Source organism: Pseudomonas sp. PH1b, assembly GCF_000633395.1.
GTDB lineage: Bacteria > Pseudomonadota > Gammaproteobacteria > Pseudomonadales > Pseudomonadaceae > Aquipseudomonas.
The window spans coordinates 86,606-103,676 of sequence record NZ_AYMU01000004.1 but is presented as its reverse complement, the minus strand read 5'-3'; the positions used below and the strand labels follow the sequence as shown (position 1 = coordinate 103,676).

Sequence of the window (17,071 nt, the reverse complement as noted above, 5' to 3'; positions counted from 1 at the left end):
GAAAGGACGAACCATTATGCGCAAACAACTGATGATCCCTGCCCTGCTGGCCATGAGCGTAGCCCTGGCGGCCTGCTCCACCCCGCCCAACGCCAACCTGGAAAACGCCCGGACCAACTTCTCCGCGCTGCAGGCCAACCCGCAGGCCAGCAAGGTTGCCGCCCTGGAAACCAAGGACGCCGCCGACTGGATGGACAAGGCCGACAAGGCCTACCTGAACAAGGACGACGAGAAAAAGGTCGACCAACTGGCCTACCTGACCAACCAGCGGGTTGAAGTGGCCAAGGAAACCATTGCCCTGCGCACGGCCGAAGCCAAGCTCAAGGACGCTGGCGACCAGCGTGCCCGCGCCATCCTTGATGCCCGTGACGCGCAGATCAAGCAACTGCAGAACAGCCTCAACGCCAAGCAGACCGACCGCGGCACCCTGGTGACCTTCGGTGACGTGCTGTTCGCCACCAACAAGTCCGACCTGAAATCCAGCGGCCTGGTGAACATCAACAAGCTGGCGCAATTCCTCCAGCAGAACCCGGACCGCAAGGTGATCGTCGAGGGCTACACCGACAGCACCGGCAGCGACTCCTACAACCAGTCGCTGTCCGAGCGCCGTGCCGGCTCCGTGCAGATGGCCCTGATCCGCATGGGCGTCGACCCATCGCGCATCGTCAGCCAGGGTTATGGCAAGGAATACCCGGTAGCCGATAACGGCAGTGTCTCCGGCCGCGCCATGAACCGTCGTGTGGAAGTGACCATTTCCAACGACAACCAGCCCGTGGCACCACGTTCGGCCGTCAGCCGCAACTGATAGCGCCACCGGGCAACGGAAAAGCCCCGCCTTTAAAGGCGGGGCTTTTTTATTCGCTGCCGAAGCTGCTGGCTGGCTTACTGCTCCAACTGCGGGGTTTCCTGGCCCATGCAGCGCACCGCCTGCTTCTTCTTGTTGACCAGCACCCCGGTCAGGCCCTTCTGCTGGGTGTCGAACAGCACCAGCACGCCATCGAAACACTGGGCCACTTCATTGGCCGGCTCCAGGGAGACCTTGTAGTCCTCGCCGGGTACGGTCTTGAGCATGGTGAAGTCGCTGAGCAGCAACGCATCCTCCGGTTTGGCGAAGTGCAGGTAGCCGTAATACCACAGGCAGGCCACGGTGCCGATGATGCTGCAGATACCGGTGATGATCAGGGGGATGGCGTTACGTTCTTCACTCATTGCGGACTCTCTGGAAGTTCAACTGCTGAATTCGGCGTCGCCGGGTAATTGGGGATTTCCCCCAGGCGGCGCAACCCGTCGAAATGCTGCGGATCGTCGAGGTAGCGCAGCATCACGCGGCGCCAGATCGGATCGGCAAAGGTTTGCACATGGCCGCCGCGAGTCAGTTGCAGCACCCGGGGCGGGGGGGCAGCTTGATACACACGGATGCCGTTGGAAAGGGGCACGATCGGATCGTCGATGCTGTGGTAGATCAGTTTCGGCACTCCGCTCAGACGCGGCAGGGAGTGAACCGCACTGTCGGCGTCCGGCACCAGCCACGACAGCGGCACCTGGAACGGCCACGTCAGCCAGGAGGTGCTCAGGGCAAAACGCCCGACATCGCGGTAGCTGGCCGGCACCCCGTCCAGGACTATGGCCTTGAGCTGGCGCTGGCGCTCGGGATGCTCCACCAGGTAATGAATGGCCAGGGCGCCTCCCAGGCTTTGCCCAAGCACCACCAGCGGTTTGCCTTGTACCTCGGGGGCCTGGTCCAGCCATTTGAAGGCGGCATCGATATCCTGGTAGATCGCCGGCAGGCTCGGCGCGCCCTCGGACAGGCCATAACCGCGATAATCCACCAGCAACACCTGATAGCCCTGCTCCGGCAGCCACCAACTGCCACCCAGGTGCCAGGCCAGGTTGCCGCCATTGCCATGCAGGTGCAGCACCGTGCCCTTGATCGCCACTCCCGGCTTGGCCGGCAGCCACCAGCCGTGCAGCTTGAGCCCGTCGGCGGTGGTCAGGGTGACGTCGCGGTAATCCAGCTTGGCCCGCTGAGGGGTGAACGGCAGGCCCGGCTCGGGATAGAACAGCAGCGAGCTGCAACCGTTGAGCCCCAGCAACAGCGTGCAGACGACAAGGCACCGGAGCACAAGCCGGGTCATCCCGCACTCCTTGTCGCCACCGCTGCAGGCGGCAAGCACAGCGGAGCCCGCCAGGGCCTGGGCGCCCGCTCGGGCACGGCCCCCGAAGGCGACTCCGGGCAGCGGCTGAAAGTCTCGGTGAATACGTCCATGTGCGGCCCCATGAAGGTTTACAGGATGTTGGAGTAGTCCGCCTCGATCCGATCCAGGCTAAGGTGATTGAGGAAGTTGGAGAAACACATCCAGGCCGACAGGGCATTCATGTCACGAAATTGATCCGGCAGGTACTTGGGCGCCACCACCAGCCCCTCGTCCACCAGTTGGCGCAAGGTGCGCATGTCTTCCAAGGTGGTCTTGCCACAGAACAGCAGCGGCACCTGCTCCAGCTTGCCCTTGCGCACGGCCAGCTGAATGTAGTTGTAAACCATGATGAAGCCCTTGAGATAGGACAAGTCTTTGGTAAACGGCAAGCCGGTCGGCGTCGATCCGCGGAACACCCGGCTGGCGTTGCCGTAGCTCTCGGCCATCTCGAAACCCTGCTCGCGGAAAAACTCGAACACCTGCAGGAAGTCCGCGCCCTCCTCCACCATGTGAATGGCCCGGGTGCGGTTGGTCAGCTTGCGCAGGCGGCTGGGATAGGAGGCAAAGGTGATGATCTCCATGAGGATCGCCAGGCCTTCCTGGGTCACTGTGGACGAGGGCGGCCCCTTGGCCAGGAAGGTGCAGATCGGCTGGTTGAGGCCGTTCAGGGTGGTGCCCACATGCACCAGCCCCTCATGCACCTCCAGGGCCCGCACATCACGGTTGTTGAACATCGCGTCGCTGCGGATCTTGATGTAGTCGGCGCCCGCCGCGGCGTCGGCGACGATGCCGTCGGACTCGAACACGCGGATGGTTTCCTCGGCCTCGCCGAACACCTTGTTCAAGCGCCCCTGCAGCAGGCTCACCGCGTCCTTGGCGCTCAGAGTCTTGGGTTCGTCCTTGAGGTCGCCACGGCCGTCGATGTTGTTCAGGTAGTCGGACATCATCAAGCCGAGGTCCGCCAGGGTCGGATCGCCGGCGTGGAAGGCATCGGACGCGGCGCCGTAGAGCTCCTGGGAGATCAGCCCGAAATCACCGGTGCCCCGGGCTTCGAGCATGCGCACCACCATGCGGTATTCCTTGCACATGCGGCGCATGATCTGTCCCACCGGGTTGAACTGGCCCAGTTGGCGGGTGATGTCGCGCTCGATGTTCTGGAACTCCAGCTTCACTGCGCCGGAATCGAAGGACAACGGCCGCCCTTCGTAATAGGCGCGGTCCACCGCCGGCATTTCCTTGCCCTTGGCCTTGAGAAAGCCCTTGCGCACGTTCTCGTCCCACTTCACCGCATCCAGCACGCGGATCGGTGTCTGGGCCAGCACTATGCGATCGGACAAGGTGCGTATGGTCTGCTGGTAATCGTCCACCCGAAGCTCCTATTGAATGGGTCAGTAGCGCGGGGTCACTTGCCCGCACGCTTGAAGCGCGCCGCCTCGACAAACAGGTCGGAGTTGGCAGGGTCGTCAAGGTAGGCGAAGACCTCGGGCAACGGGCTGCTGATCAGCACGCCATCGCCTTCGGCCGTGGTCATGGTTGCCCCGCTCAGGGCCTTTTGACCCAAGGCCTGGCGCATCTGTTCCAGGTCGAGGGTGTAGAGCACCAGTTCGTGTTTTGCGTTCAGCTCGAAGCCGGCAATGCTGTAGTGCCCGCCAAAGGCCTGGGGCACGGCGGCCGACAGGTACCAGCGGTTGCCATGCCGGGACACGGTAAAGTCGTAGGCATCACGCGGTCGCGCAGTGCCACCGGGATAGCTCAGGGCCCGGTAGCGGTTGGCGCCGACGCGGCTGAGCTCGATGTTCAGCGGTTCGCCCCAGGCGTTCTTGCTCGCCCACTTGCCGAGCAATCCCGCAGGCGCGGGCTGCTCGGCCGGCAGGGGCTCGGTGAAGGACACCAGGCAGCCGCTGAGCAGCAGAAACGACAGGGCCAGCAGGATGCGCCAGGTTTGCATGCAACTCTCCTATGAACACCAGATTCACTGTAGTCGCTGGCGTCGGTGGTGAACGTTCGCACCGCCACCCGCCGCGGCCTGCGGTGAGCGGATCAGACCGAAGCCAGAACCAGATGCATGTAGCGCGTGAAGATACCGAGCATTTCTTCTTGCGCCAGGGGCTCGGCGCCATTGAGCAGGCCCTGATATTCCATCCGGCCGATTATCGACGTCAACACCTTGGCATCCTGTTGCGGCTCCCGTGACCCCAGGACCTGGAAGAACTGGCAGGTGCCCTGGAGCAGGATCTGCTGGTGCGAGCGCACCAGCAGCGCCAGGCGCGGGTTGAGCAGCGCCTCCTGGCGGAAGGCCTGCTCGGCCATCAGGTGTTCGCGACGGCTGTGCAACTGATAGTGCACATAGTCGGCGGCCAGCCGCGCAATGTCGTCGGCCAGCTGCGAACGCGCGGCCGGGCTGCCGTCGCCATAGGCCACCATCTCGCGCAGCAGGCCTTCGTTGTTGGCCCACAGCTTGGCCATGAACGCCGCGCTACGCTCGACATACTGGGCGAAGGTATCGGTGAGCAAGTCATCGATGTCCTTGAAGTAATAGGTGGTGGCCGACAACGGCACAGCGGCTTCGGCGGCTACCGCGCGGTGGCGCACGGCCCGCACGCCGTCACGCACGACAATGCGCATGGCGGCATCGAGGATCTCCTGTCGACGTTGCTCACTGCCCTGGCGGCTGGCCTTGCGGCCCTGGTACTGAACACTTTCAGCCACCGCAGTGGCGATGCCAGCTGCACCTTCTTGAGCAATTGCACGGTTCACGACAGATATTCCTCTTAAAAATCACACAGAATTAGAAGCGGTACGTCAGTTCCAACCAGACAATAAAAAGCCGCCTGATAAAGGCGGCTGATTATTCACAGCAGTTACGCTTGCGGCCGCATGTGCGGGAACAGGATCACGTCGCGGATCGACGGCGAGTTGGTCAGCAGCATCACCAGGCGGTCGATGCCGATGCCCTCACCGGCCGTTGGCGGCATGCCGTATTCCAGGGCGCGGACGAAGTCGGCGTCGTAGTGCATGGCTTCGTCGTCGCCGGCGTCCTTGTCCGCCACCTGGGCCATGAAACGCTCGGCCTGGTCTTCCGCGTCGTTCAACTCGGAGTAGGCATTGGCGATTTCGCGACCACCGATGAACAGCTCGAAACGGTCGGTGACGTTCGGGTTCTGGTCATTGCGACGGGCCAGCGGCGAGACCTCGAACGGGTACTGGGTAATGAAGTGCGGCTGCTCCAGCTTGTGCTCCACCAGCTCTTCGAAAATCATCACCTGCAGCTTGCCCAGGCCTTCGAAGCCCAGCACCTTGGCCCCGGCCTGCTTGGCGATGGCGCGAGCCTTGTCGATGTCGTTCAGGTCATCGGCGGTCAGCTCGGGGTTGTACTTGAGGATCGAATCGAACACCGACAGGCGCGCGAACGGCTCGCCGAAGTGGAACACCTTGTCGCCGTACGGCACGTCGGTGCTGCCCAGGACCAGCTGCGCCAGCTCGCGGAACAGCTCTTCGGTGAGGTCCATGTTGTCTTCGTAGTCGGCGTAGGCCTGGTAGAACTCGAGCATGGTGAACTCGGGGTTGTGCCGGGTCGAAACACCTTCGTTACGGAAGTTGCGGTTGATCTCGAAGACCTTCTCGAAGCCACCGACCACCAGGCGCTTGAGGTACAGCTCCGGGGCGATACGCAGGAACATTTCCATGTCCAGGGCGTTGTGGTGAGTCTCGAACGGCTTGGCCGCGGCGCCGCCCGGGATGGTCTGCAGCATCGGCGTTTCCACTTCCAGGAAATCGCGCTGCATCAGGAAGCTGCGGATATGGGCGATGACCTGGGAGCGCACGCGGAAGGTCTCGCGCACTTCCTCGTTGACGATCAGGTCAACGTAGCGCTGGCGGTAGCGCTGCTCGGTGTCGGTCAGGCCGTGGTGCTTGTCCGGCAGCGGGCGCAGCGACTTGGTCAGCAGGCGCACGTTGGTCATCTCGACGTACAGGTCGCCCTTGCCGGAACGAGCCAGGGTGCCTTCGGCGGCAATGATGTCGCCCAGGTCCCAGGTTTTCACCGCGGCCAGGGTTTCTTCCGGCAGGGTCTTGCGGTTGACGTAGACCTGGATACGCCCAGTCATGTCCTGGATCACCATGAACGAGCCACGGTTGAGCATGATGCGACCTGCCACCTTGACCGGGATCGCCGCTGCTTCCAGTTCTTCCTTGGTCTTGTCGGCGTACTGCTTCTGCAGGTCGTTGCAGTAGCTGTCGCGGCGGAAGTCATTGGGGAAGGCCTGGCCCTTGGCGCGCTCGGCAGCAAGCTTTTCCTTGCGCAGGGCGATCAGGGTGTTTTCTTCCTGTTGCAGGGCTTGCGGGTCGAGTTGTTGGTCGCTCATGTCTTTTGAAATTCCATCACAGGTTCATTGCCCCCAGGCCTTCGGCCCGGAGATCGCCGGCAAGCCGGCTCCTACGGGATCGCACCGTGTCAGCCGATCCCGTATTGCAGTATTACAAGCCCGATTTCAGGCTGGCTTCCAGGTATTCGTCGATGTCGCCGTCGAGCACCTTGTCGCAGTCACTGCGTTCGATGTTGGTGCGCAGGTCCTTGATCCGCGACGCGTCAAGCACGTAGGAGCGGATCTGATGACCCCAGCCGATGTCCGACTTGGTGTCTTCAAGGGCCTGGGAAGCGGCGTTGCGCTTCTGCATTTCCTGCTCGTACAACTTGGCCCGCAGCATTTTCATGGCGGTGTCCTTGTTGGCGTGCTGGGAACGTTCGTTCTGGCAGCTGACCACGGTGTTGGTCGGTACGTGGGTGATACGTACGGCCGAGTCGGTGGTGTTTACGTGCTGACCACCGGCACCGGAGGAACGATAGGTGTCGATCCGCAGGTCTGCCGGGTTGATTTCGATTTCCACCTTGTCGTCGATCTCGGGCGAGACGAACACCGCGGAAAACGAGGTGTGACGACGGTTGCCGGAGTCGAACGGGCTCTTGCGCACCAGGCGGTGCACGCCGATCTCGGTGCGCAGCCAGCCAAAGGCGTATTCGCCCTTGATGTGCACAGTAGCGCCCTTGATCCCGGCCACTTCACCGGCCGACAGCTCCATGATGGTGGCTTCGAAACCGCGTTTGTCGGCCCAGCGCAGGTACATGCGCAGCAGGATGTTGGCCCAATCCTGGGCCTCGGTGCCGCCGGAGCCGGCCTGGATATCCAGGTAGGCGTTGTTCGGGTCCATTTCATGGCTGAACATGCGGCGGAATTCCAGCTTGGCGAGGTTTTCCTCGAGACGGGCCAGCTCGGCGACGACATCGCCCACTGCGCCTTCGTCTTCTTCTTCGACGGCCATGTCCAGCAGGTCGCGGCAATCGGCCAGACCACTGTTCAACTCGTCCAGGGTCTCGACGATCTGGGCCAGCGCAGCGCGCTCGCGGCCCAGCTCCTGGGCGTATTCAGGCTTGTTCCAGACACTCGGATCTTCAAGCTCGCGATTGACCTCGGTCAGACGCTCATGCTTTTGATCGTAGTCAAAGATACCCCCGAATAGTTTCGGAGCGCTCGGACAGGTCCTTGATGGTGTTCAGGATCGGGTTGATTTCCATGGGGGGCGGCACTCGTTGGCGAACTTTTGAAAGCCGGAGATTATAACGGAATCACCGATTCACGGCAGCCCGCTTAGCGGCTTTAGAGGCCAATCGGCCATCTAATTTCAACGACAGGCCCCAGGAAATCCCGGTGCCCCCTAAAATTTATTGCCCCCAGTTACCTGCCTGCCCTGCTGCGCAAGCCCGCCCCCTTCGATACCCGAAGGTTGCGATGGGCACTCACGGCGCCCTGGAAGCCGGCCAGCGCGATACAATCCCCCGCTAAACGACACGCAAACAGCAGGCTCATGGGACGCACACTCAACAACGCCGAGATCGAAGGCATCCAGCGCAGGGAGCGCCGAAACCAGAAAGGCGTCCAGGCGTTTTTCGCCGCGCTCTTCAGCGCGCTGGCCTGTATACCGTTGATGGGAATCTGGCTGCTGGTCTCACCGGCGCTGGCCTGCGCCCTGGTCGTGCCCTGGCTGATCTTTTTGTGGTGGTGGATCTACTACCGCACAAGAATGCTGGTGGATGAAGTCGATGAGCGAACCCAATGGCTGCAGGCCAGGTTCAGTTGTCGCTGGGTCCACGTCCACAAGGGTGGCTACATGGACTACAGCTTTGGCGACTACCCGATCGCCCCCGGCAACCTGCTGAACAACTGGTTCATCGACAACACACTCGACACCTGCACCACCTACCGCATCGAAGCGGTAAGGCTCAGGTGCCGACACACCGCGAGCCACAGCTACTACCTGTTCCGAGACACCCTGGTGGAGGTCCCAGCGGATCAGGCGCCGGCCACGGAAATGGCTGACGCCTAGAGCGCAGGCCGAAACCGCCTACTCGATCCCGACCTGATTGCGGCCATTGTTCTTCGCCAGGTAGAGCCCCTTGTCCGCTGCCGAAATCAACTGTCGGCAATGGCTGTTGGGCTGCGGCGTGATGGTGGAAAGACCGATGCTGATGGTCAGACTGGCGCCCTCCACCGGTGCGATATGGGGGATTTTCAGGGCCTCCACGGTCTGGCGCAGCTTCTCCGCCACCAGTCGCGCCCCGCCCGGCGAGGTGTTGGGCAGCACCAGCACGAACTCTTCGCCGCCGTAGCGCGCCGGCAGGTCGGAAGGCCGGCTGCTGGCCTCGCGAATCGCCGTGGCCACCTTGCGCAGGGCTTCGTCGCCCTCCAGGTGGCCAAAGGTGTCGTTGTAGGTCTTGAAGTAGTCGACGTCGATCATCAACAGCGACAGCTGGCTCTGCTCACGCATCGCCCGACGCCATTCCAGCTCCAGGTATTCGTCGAAGTGCCGGCGGTTGGACAGCCCGGTCAGGCCGTCGGAGTTCATCAGCCGCTGCAGCACCAGGTTGGTGTCCAGCAACTGCTGCTGGCTGACCCGCAGGGCGCGGTAGGCCGCGTCACGCTGCAACAGGGTCATGTAGGAACGCGAGTGATAGCGGATGCGCGCCACCAGCTCGATGTTGTCCGGCAGCTTGACCAGGTAGTCGTTGGCCCCGGCGGCAAAGGCCGCACTCTTGATCAGCGGGTCTTCCTTGGTCGACAGGACAATGATCGGGATGTTCTGGGTCGCCGGGTGGTTGCGGTATTCGCGCACCAGGGTCAGGCCGTCCAGGCCGGGCATTACCAGGTCCTGGAGAATGACCGTGGGCTTGATGCGGATCGCCTGGGCAATGGCCTGGTGCGGATCGGCGCAAAAGTGGAAGTCGATGTTTTCTTCATTCGCCAACCCACGCCGAACCGCCTCGCCGATCATGGCCTGGTCATCTACCAGCAACACCATGGCGGCGTTTTCATCGGTCTTGAATTCGTCGAGCTGTAAATCATTCATGGGTTGTCACCTGAGTTGCTACCTGGCCAGGACAGCTGCGTTTATCAGTCATTTGGCAAATATCTCCAGCAAACGTGGAGCGATCTTGTCCAGTGGGCGAATCTCTTTTGCAGCGCCGATGGCGGCGGCTGCCTTGGGCATGCCATACACCGCGCTGCTGTGCTGATCCTGAGCGATGGTCAGATAACCCTGATCCCGCATCAGCTTCAAGCCCTGGGCGCCATCACGGCCCATCCCGGTCAGCAGCACCCCCACCGCATCGCCATTCCAATAGGTGGCGACGCTCTCGAAAAACACATCGATGGAGGGGCGGTAGATCTCGTTCACCGGTTCGGCGGTATAAGCCAGGGTGCCGTTCTTCAACAGCCGGATGTGATGGTTGGTACCGGCCAGCAAGACCGTGCCGCTTTGTGGCGGCTCGCCTTCCCGGGCCAGACGCACCTGCAGGCCGGAGGCACTGCTGAGCCACTCGGCCATGCCCGCGGCAAACACCTGGTCCACATGCTGGACCAGCACGATGGCGGCGGGAAAGTCCTTTGGCAAGCCCTTGAGCAGCACTTCCAGGGCCGCCGGGCCACCGGCAGAGGAGCCAATGGCCACCAGGCTCTGGCGCGCCGCGCCACTGCGCAGCGGCACCGGTGCCGCGCGCACCCGGCTGCCACGCTGGCCGATCAGCCAGCCAATGTTGAGGATCTTGCGCAGCAGCGGCGCTGCCGCCTCCTGGGCATTGCCTGCTCCCAGGGCTGGGGTATCGACCACGTCCAAGGCGCCATGGCCCATGGCCTCGAAGACCCGGTGCACGTTCTGCTGGCGGTCGACGGTGACAATCACGATGGCGCAAGGCGTCTCGGCCATGATGCGCCGCGTCGCCTCGACCCCGTCCATCACCGGCATGATCAGATCCATGAGGATCAGGTCGGGGGTCATTTCGGCGCAATACTTCACCGCCTCCGCACCATTGGTCGCGACCCAGACCACCTCATGGCTGGGATCGAAGGCCAGGGCCCGGCGCAAGGCCTCCACCGCCATGGGCATGTCGTTGACTATTGCTATCTTCATGCCCGCGCTCCTCCAATCAGTTCCACCACCGCATCCAGCAGGGCGTCGTCATGGAAACTGGCTTTGGCTAGATAATAGTCGGCGCCGGCATCCAGTCCACGGCGCCGATCCTCCTCACGATCCTTGTAGGACACCACCATCACCGGCAAGGACTGCAGGCGGTTGTCCCGACGCAAGAGTGTGACCAATTCAATTCCATCCATTCGCGGCATGTCGATGTCGGTAATCAGCAGGTCGAAGCTTTCCGAACGCAGGGCATTCCAGCCGTCCATGCCGTCCACCGCCACGGCTACGTCATACCCGCGGTTGATCAGCAGCTTGCGTTGCAGTTCACGCACCGTCAGCGAATCGTCGACTACCAGAATACGCTTGCGCACCGCCTGTGCATGCTGCTGATGGTGCCGGGCGATGCGCTCGAGACGACCGGTATTGAGCAGCTTGTCCACCGAGCGCAGCATGTCCTCGACATCGACGATCAACGCCACCGAACCGTCATCGAGCAAGGCACCTGCGGAAATATCCTGGATCTTGCCCAGGCGGTCGTCGAGGGGCAGCACCACCAGGGTGCGCTCGCCGATGAAGCGCTCCACGGCAATCCCGTACACCGCGTCGCGCTCGCGAATCACCACCACCTTCAGGGTTGGCGCGCTGTCCTGGGTCGCCGGCCGCTGCAACAGCTGGCTGGCCGCCACCAGGCCGACATGCCGGCCTTCGTGCCAGAAGTGCTGGCGCCCTTCCACCTGCACGATGTCCTCGGGTTCCAGGTCGCACATGCGCTCGATATGGGCCAACGGAAAGGCGTAGGCCTCGTCACCGACGGTCACCACCAGGCTGCGCACCACCGACAGGGTCAGCGGCACCTCCAGGTGGAAACGGCTGCCCCGGCCAGTGGCCTGCTCCAGCACCACCGAGCCGCGCAGTTGCCGCACCATGTGCTGCACCGCGTCGAGGCCGACGCCCCGGCCAGAGACCTCGGTGACCTTGTCCCGCAGGCTGAAGCCGGGCAGGAAAAGGAACGTCAGCAGTTCTTCCTCGCTGAGCTGGGCCGCTGTCTGCGCGGGTGACAACTGGCGCTCGACAATGCTCTGACGCAGGCGCTCCAGATCCACGCCGTTGCCGTCATCGCTGAGCTCCAGCACCAGCAGGCCGGCCTGGTGGGAGGCCCGCAGGCGGATCACCCCTTCCGCGGCCTTGCCCGCCAGCAGGCGCTGCTCGGGCAACTCGATGCCGTGATCCACAGCGTTGCGCAGCAGGTGGGTCAGCGGCGCTTCGAGCTTCTCCAGCACATCGCGGTCGACCTGGGTCTTTTCACCCTCGATCTCCAGGCGCACCTGCTTGCCCAGGCTGCGGCCCAGGTCGCGGACCATGCGCACCTGGCCACTGAGCACATCGGCAAAGGGCCGCATGCGACAGGCCAGTGCGGTGTCATAGAGCACCTGGGCGCGCTGGCTGGCCTGCCAGCCGAACTCATCGAGCTCGGCGGTTTTCTCCCCCAGCAGTTGCTGGGATTCGGCCAGCAGCCGGCGCGCATCGCCCAGGGCCTCCTGGGCTTCGAGGCTCAGGGCGTGCTCCTTGAGGTGCAGGTTGAGGTTTTCCAGGGCCGCGAGGCTGTTGCTCTGAATCCGCTTGAGGCGCTGCAGGGCCGTCAGATAGGGCTTGAGCCGCTGGGTTTCCACCAGGGACTTGCTCGACAGGTCCAGCAGGCTGTTGAGGCGCTCGGCAGTGACCCGCAGCACGCGCTCGCCGCCCTCGGTCATGCGCTTGCCGGGGCGTGCTGTGCCCGGCGTGAATTCCAGGGACGGCTCGAGCGCCAGCGGCAGGGCGTCGGCTTCGCCCTGGGGTTCCGGGGGCAGGAGCGGCGCTTCTGGCTCGGGCAACGGCAGCGGCGTACCGGCCCCTGCCGGGCCTTGCGCCAACAAGCGCTCCATCAGCACCACGTAGGCCTGGACGTCCAGCGCCACGATCTCGGCGCCGCCCGGGGTGGCGATGCGCATCAGCAGGTCGGTGCCCTGCAGCAAGGCGTCGATATGCTCGGGGCGCAGGTACAGCCGCCCTTCCTGGGCGCTGACCAGGCAGTCTTCCATCACGTGGGCAACGCTGACCCCGGCGTCGACCCCGACAATCCGTGCCGCGCCCTTGAGCGAGTGAGCCGCCCGCATGCAGGCTTCCAACTGGTCGGCCTGGGTCGGGTTGCGCTCCAGGGCCAGCAGTCCGGCGCTGAGCACCTGGGTCTGGGCCTCGGCTTCCAGGCTGAACAGCTCCAGCAATGAGGCGTCGCGCATTTGATCGGGGGTCATGTCAGGCTCCGGGCCACGGCCGAGAGCAATTGCTCCTCGTCCAGCAAACGCAGGCTGCGTCCCTGCCATTGCAGCACGCCACGGGTGTACTTGGCATTGGCCTGCTCGCCAGACGCCGAGGCACCATTGAGAATTCGTTCGTCGATGGCGTGAATGCCGTGCACTTCATCAACTGGCAGCACCACTGGGCCGCCCTCGGCACCGATGATCAGAATCCGCGGCATGATCCGCCCCGACGGCGCGACCGCCGGCGTGCCGTCGAGCCCCAGCAGTTCGGTCAAGGACAGGCAGGCCACCAGTGCCCCACGCACATTGGCCACCCCCAGCAGCGCCCGCGAACGCTGGTGGGGCAAGGAATGAATCGCCTGCAACGGCGCCACTTCCAGCAGGCAGCGGGTCGCCAGGCCCAGCCATTCCTCGCCGAGACGGAACATCAGCAGCGAACGGGCGACCACATCGCTATCGGCTTTGAGCACTACCGAATGTTCGCGGTCCTCCTGGCGCAAGGAGTAGCGGTCCAGCAGGCGCGTGGCGGCGGCGGAATACACCGCGCAGTTGCGGCAATGGATGTGCTCGACCAGCAGCGGGCAGGACTTGTCGCCGTGGATGCCGATGCGGTTCCAGCAATCATCGATGGCGTGCGCCTCTTCATGGGTCACGTCCAATGAGTAGGATTGGCTCATCGTTTCAACTCACTGTCGGCAGAGCGGCTGCTGCGGGCGGCGCGCTCCTGCAATCGTTGGGCACCTGCGACATCGCCCTGGGACGCCAGCAGCGTGGCCAGGTGCACCAGGGCTTCGGGATGCTGCGGCTCCAGGTACAAGGCCTTGCGGTAGAAACCCTGGGCCTCCATGGCATTGCCGGCCACATCACTGAGCAGGCCCAGCCAGTAGAACACCTGGGCCACCGGTTCATGGTGCTGCAGGTAGCGCTCACAGGCCAGGCGAGCCTCGGCGCTCTTGCCCTCGTTGGCCAGGGTGGCAATGCTGGCCAAAAGGCTGGCCGCATCGCTGACCGGCGGCGGGCTTGCGGCCACCGGCAGCGGCGCCACTCGGGCGGTAAAGGGCCGTTGACGCGGTGCAGGAGGCACCGCGTGACGCGGCGGTAGCGGCAACGGCAGGGGCAAGCTGACCGGCGCCGGGACAGGCTCGGGCTCGCTGTGCCGGCTGAAAGCGAAGGACTGCGGGATGCCGATGGAGCGCATGCCCAGGCGCCCGAGCAGGCTGCCCTCGGCAGGGCCGATGAACAGCACCCCCTCCTCATGGGTCAGGCGCTTGAGCACCTCGAACACCTGGCGCTGGGTCGCCTGGTCGAAATAGATCAGCAGGTTGCGACAGAAGACAAAATCGAAGGCCGGCTCAGCCGCCAGCAAGCCCGGATCCAGGACATTGCCCACTTGCAATCGCACCTGTTCGCGAACCCGCTCGCTCAAGCGATAGCGGTCGCCCTCGGCCACGAAGTGGCGCTCACGGAACTCGGTGTCCTGGCCGCGAAAGGAGTTCTTGCCATAGACCGCCGCCCTGGCCCGCTCCACCGACAGCGGGCTGACGTCCAGGCCATCGACCTTGAACTGGTGCGGCGCCAGCCCGCCGTCCAGCAGGGCCATGGCAATCGAATAGGGTTCCTCGCCGGTGGAACAGGGCAGGCTCAACAGGCGCAAGGCGCGCATGCCCTTGATCTGGGCCAGGCGCGCCTTGGCCAGCTTGACCAGGGTGGCGAAGGATTCCGGGTAGCGGAAGAACCAGGTTTCCGGAACGATCACCGCCTCGATCAGGGCCTGCTGCTCATCTCGCGAGCCTTGCAGCTTCTGCCAGTACTCATCGCTGCTGTGGGCATACAGGGCGTTGCAACGCTGGCGCACCGCGCGCTCGATGATCGCCGGCCCAACGGAGGCGACATCCAGGCCGATACGTTCCTTGAGAAAGTCGAAGAACCGTTGCTCGTCACTCATCGAGGCTCCTCAAGCGACGCCGGGTCCAGGGGCACTGCGGGGAACAGCAGCTCGCGCACTTCGGGGCCCAGCAGGTCGTCGACCCGGACCCACTGCTGCAGCCCCTGGGCATCTTCGCGCACCGGCCCCAGGTACGGCGCCTGGCGGTTGTCCAGGCCGTAGGGCTGGAACTCTGCTGGGTCACAACGCAAGGTGTCGTTGGCCTGCTCCAGCAGCAGTCCGAGCACTCGGGCAGGCTGCCCGGGCTCGCCACGGTAGTGCACCAGCACCAGCCGGGTACTGGTGCGCAGTTGGGCCGGCCGGCCGAAGGTCAGCTCGCTCAGGTCGATGACCGGCACCACCGCACCACGGTAGGCAAAGACCCCGGCGACCCAGGCAGGTGCGTGGGCAATCGGCTTGAGCTGCAGGCGCGGCAGCACCTCCACCACATCCACCGCCTGCAGTGCATAGCGCTCGTCCCCGATGCGAAACACCAGGAACAGCGTGTTCCTCACCGCTGCGGCAGCATTGCGCTTGTGCGCGAGCTCATCCATCAGACTTTGAAACGCGAAACGCCACTGCGCAGCCCCACGGCCACCTGGCTCAGTTCATCGATGGCGAAGCTGGCCTGGCGCAGCGATTCGACGGTCTGGCTGCTGGCATCGCCCAGCTGTACCAGGGCGTGGTTGATCTGCTCGGCGCCGGTGGCCTGGGCCTGCATGCCCTCATTGACCATCAGCACCCGCGGCGCCAGGGCCTGGACCTGATGAATGATCTGCGACAGCTGCTCGCCCACCTGTTGCACTTCTGCCATGCCGCGGCGCACTTCCTCGGAAAACTTGTCCATGCCCATGACCCCCGCCGACACCGCCGACTGGATCTCGCGAACCATCTGCTCGATGTCGTAGGTGGCGACTGCGGTCTGGTCCGCCAGGCGCCGCACTTCGGTGGCCACTACGGCAAAACCGCGGCCGTACTCGCCGGCCTTCTCGGCCTCGATGGCTGCGTTCAGCGACAGCAGGTTGGTCTGGTCGGCTACCTTGACGATGGTGACCACCACCTGATTGATATTGCCGGCCTTCTCGTTGAGGATCGCCAGCTTGGCATTCACCAGGTCCGCCGCGCCCATCACCGAATGCATGGTGTCCTCCATGCGCGCCAGGCCCTGCTGGCCGGAACCGGCAAGCACCGAGGCCTGGTCGGCCGCACTGGAAACTTCGGTCATGGTGCGCACCAGGTCCCGCGAGGTCGCGGCAATTTCCCGCGAGGTCGCGCCGATTTCCGTGGTGGTGGCGGCGGTCTCGGTGGCGGTGGCCTGCTGCTGCTTGGAAGTGGCGGCGATCTCGGTCACCGAGGTGGTGACCTGCACCGAGGAGCGCTGGGCCTGGGAAACCAGGGCCGTGAGCTCGGTCATCATGTCGTTGAAGCCGGTCTCCACGGCACCGAACTCGTCCTTGCGGTCCAGGTTCAGGCGGCCGCTCAAATCACCGGTCCGCATGATTTCAAGAATCTCCACGATGCGGTTCATCGGTGCCATGATCGCGCGCATCAGCAGCAGGCCGCAGAGCCCGGCAGCCAGCACCGCCAGCAGCAACGAGATGCCCATGCTGACCTTGGCCGCGGCCACGGCATCGTCGATGGCGGCGGTGGCGGAATCGGCCACGGCCTTGTTTTCGCTGATGATGTCGTTGAGTTTCATCCGCCCGGCGGTCCAGGCCGGGGTCAGTTGCTCATTGAACAGGCGGATCGCCTCGGCTTCCTGGCGGCGCTGGTGCAGATCGAGCACGGCCGTCTGGATGCGGTTGAATTCCTGATGGTCCTTCTCGAAGGCATCGAACTCGGTCTGGTCTTCACGGCTGTTGATGGTCTGCTTGTAATTGGTCATCTGGGTCTGCAGGCGCTCTTCGAACGCCTTGAAGTCCGCCTTGTCCTCGGCGCTGATGTCCTGGTCCTGCTTGAGGCCGATGATTTCCTGGGTCTGCAGGTAGGTATCGACCCAGGCACTGCGGATCATCGAACTGAAATAGACTCCGGGCACGGCGTCATTGCGCATGCGCTCTTCGCCCGCCTCGATTTTCAACAGCCGCGAGTACGAGACGACGACCATCAGCAGCATGATGGCGATAATCACCGCAAAGCTCGCCAAAATGCGTTGGCGCAACGTCCAGTTCTTCACAGTCAGTCCTCGA

At 63.8% G+C, this 17,071-nt stretch carries 16 protein-coding genes; 2 read left to right on the top strand and 14 right to left on the bottom strand.

Features of this window, described 5'->3' with window-relative positions; translation table 11 throughout:
- The first annotated feature begins 16 nt into the window (after positions 1 to 16).
- Complete coding sequence (locus U873_RS0107205; RefSeq protein ID WP_025127606.1) at positions 17 to 805, top strand: OmpA family protein; 789 nt, start codon at positions 17 to 19, stop codon at positions 803 to 805.
- Between the two features lie 77 nt (positions 806 to 882).
- On the opposite strand, the gene U873_RS0107200 is transcribed toward U873_RS0107205, so the two are convergent.
- The 7 genes from U873_RS0107200 to prfB all read right to left on the bottom strand — a co-directional run bounded on the left by U873_RS0107200 (position 883) and on the right by prfB (position 7,767).
- On the bottom strand, positions 883 to 1,209 hold the full coding sequence (locus U873_RS0107200; RefSeq protein ID WP_025127605.1) for a hypothetical protein: 327 nt from the start codon (positions 1,207 to 1,209) through the stop codon (positions 883 to 885).
- Entirely contained in the window at positions 1,206 to 2,135 is a 930-nt protein-coding gene (locus U873_RS0107195) for an alpha/beta hydrolase (protein WP_025127604.1), read from the bottom strand. The genes U873_RS0107200 and U873_RS0107195 overlap by 4 nt, the downstream gene beginning before the upstream one ends.
- Positions 2,136 to 2,284: 149 nt before the next feature.
- Entirely contained in the window at positions 2,285 to 3,562 is a 1,278-nt protein-coding gene (locus tag U873_RS0107190) for a flavohemoglobin expression-modulating QEGLA motif protein (RefSeq protein WP_025127603.1), read from the bottom strand.
- Positions 3,563 to 3,597: 35 nt separating this feature from the next.
- Positions 3,598 to 4,143, bottom strand: coding sequence for a hypothetical protein (locus U873_RS0107185; protein ID WP_025127602.1), 546 nt, complete (start codon positions 4,141 to 4,143; stop codon positions 3,598 to 3,600).
- 92 nt (positions 4,144 to 4,235) lie between these two features.
- Positions 4,236 to 4,952 (bottom strand): TetR/AcrR family transcriptional regulator, encoded by a 717-nt coding sequence (locus U873_RS0107180; RefSeq protein WP_025127601.1) that lies wholly within the window; start codon positions 4,950 to 4,952, stop codon positions 4,236 to 4,238.
- A 104-nt stretch (positions 4,953 to 5,056) separates the two neighbouring features.
- Entirely contained in the window at positions 5,057 to 6,559 is a 1,503-nt protein-coding gene (gene lysS, locus U873_RS0107175) for a lysine--tRNA ligase (protein WP_025127600.1), read from the bottom strand.
- A 112-nt stretch (positions 6,560 to 6,671) separates the two neighbouring features.
- A protein-coding gene (gene prfB, locus U873_RS35860) for a peptide chain release factor 2 (RefSeq protein ID WP_103741041.1) occupies positions 6,672 to 7,767 on the bottom strand; the annotation gives its coding sequence in 2 pieces (ribosomal slippage) (positions 6,672 to 7,694 and positions 7,696 to 7,767; 1,095 coding nt in all).
- A gap of 290 nt (positions 7,768 to 8,057) precedes the next feature.
- Between prfB and U873_RS0107160 the strand changes: the two genes are divergently transcribed.
- A complete protein-coding gene (locus U873_RS0107160) occupies positions 8,058 to 8,576 on the top strand; it encodes a hypothetical protein (RefSeq protein WP_025127598.1) in 519 nt (172 codons plus the stop codon).
- A gap of 18 nt (positions 8,577 to 8,594) precedes the next feature.
- Here U873_RS0107160 and U873_RS0107155 read toward each other — a convergent pair whose 3' ends face one another.
- From U873_RS0107155 to U873_RS0107125, 7 genes are read right to left on the bottom strand one after another with little or no spacing between them, the layout of a single operon-like run.
- A complete protein-coding gene (locus U873_RS0107155) occupies positions 8,595 to 9,596 on the bottom strand; it encodes a PleD family two-component system response regulator (RefSeq protein ID WP_025127597.1) in 1,002 nt (333 codons plus the stop codon).
- Between the two features lie 48 nt (positions 9,597 to 9,644).
- Positions 9,645 to 10,655, bottom strand: coding sequence for a chemotaxis response regulator protein-glutamate methylesterase (locus tag U873_RS0107150; protein WP_025127596.1), 1,011 nt, complete (start codon positions 10,653 to 10,655; stop codon positions 9,645 to 9,647).
- Positions 10,652 to 12,952 carry a hybrid sensor histidine kinase/response regulator gene (locus U873_RS0107145; protein WP_025127595.1) on the bottom strand — a complete coding sequence of 767 codons (2,301 nt, stop codon included), beginning with the start codon at positions 12,950 to 12,952 and terminating at the stop codon, positions 10,652 to 10,654. The genes U873_RS0107150 and U873_RS0107145 overlap by 4 nt, the downstream gene beginning before the upstream one ends.
- Positions 12,949 to 13,635, bottom strand: coding sequence for a chemotaxis protein CheW (locus U873_RS0107140; protein ID WP_025127594.1), 687 nt, complete (start codon positions 13,633 to 13,635; stop codon positions 12,949 to 12,951). The genes U873_RS0107145 and U873_RS0107140 overlap by 4 nt, the downstream gene beginning before the upstream one ends.
- Positions 13,632 to 14,903, bottom strand: a complete 1,272-nt coding sequence (locus U873_RS0107135; protein WP_025127593.1) for a CheR family methyltransferase — start codon at positions 14,901 to 14,903, stop codon at positions 13,632 to 13,634. Before U873_RS0107135 ends, U873_RS0107140 begins: the two co-directional genes overlap by 4 nt.
- Complete coding sequence (locus U873_RS0107130) at positions 14,900 to 15,436, bottom strand: chemotaxis protein CheW (protein ID WP_025127592.1); 537 nt, start codon at positions 15,434 to 15,436, stop codon at positions 14,900 to 14,902. Before U873_RS0107130 ends, U873_RS0107135 begins: the two co-directional genes overlap by 4 nt.
- Positions 15,436 to 17,058: a methyl-accepting chemotaxis protein gene (locus U873_RS0107125; RefSeq protein WP_025127591.1), complete on the bottom strand. Its 1,623-nt coding sequence runs from the start codon at positions 17,056 to 17,058 to the stop codon at positions 15,436 to 15,438. The genes U873_RS0107130 and U873_RS0107125 overlap by 1 nt, the downstream gene beginning before the upstream one ends.
- Positions 17,059 to 17,071 lie beyond the last annotated feature (13 nt).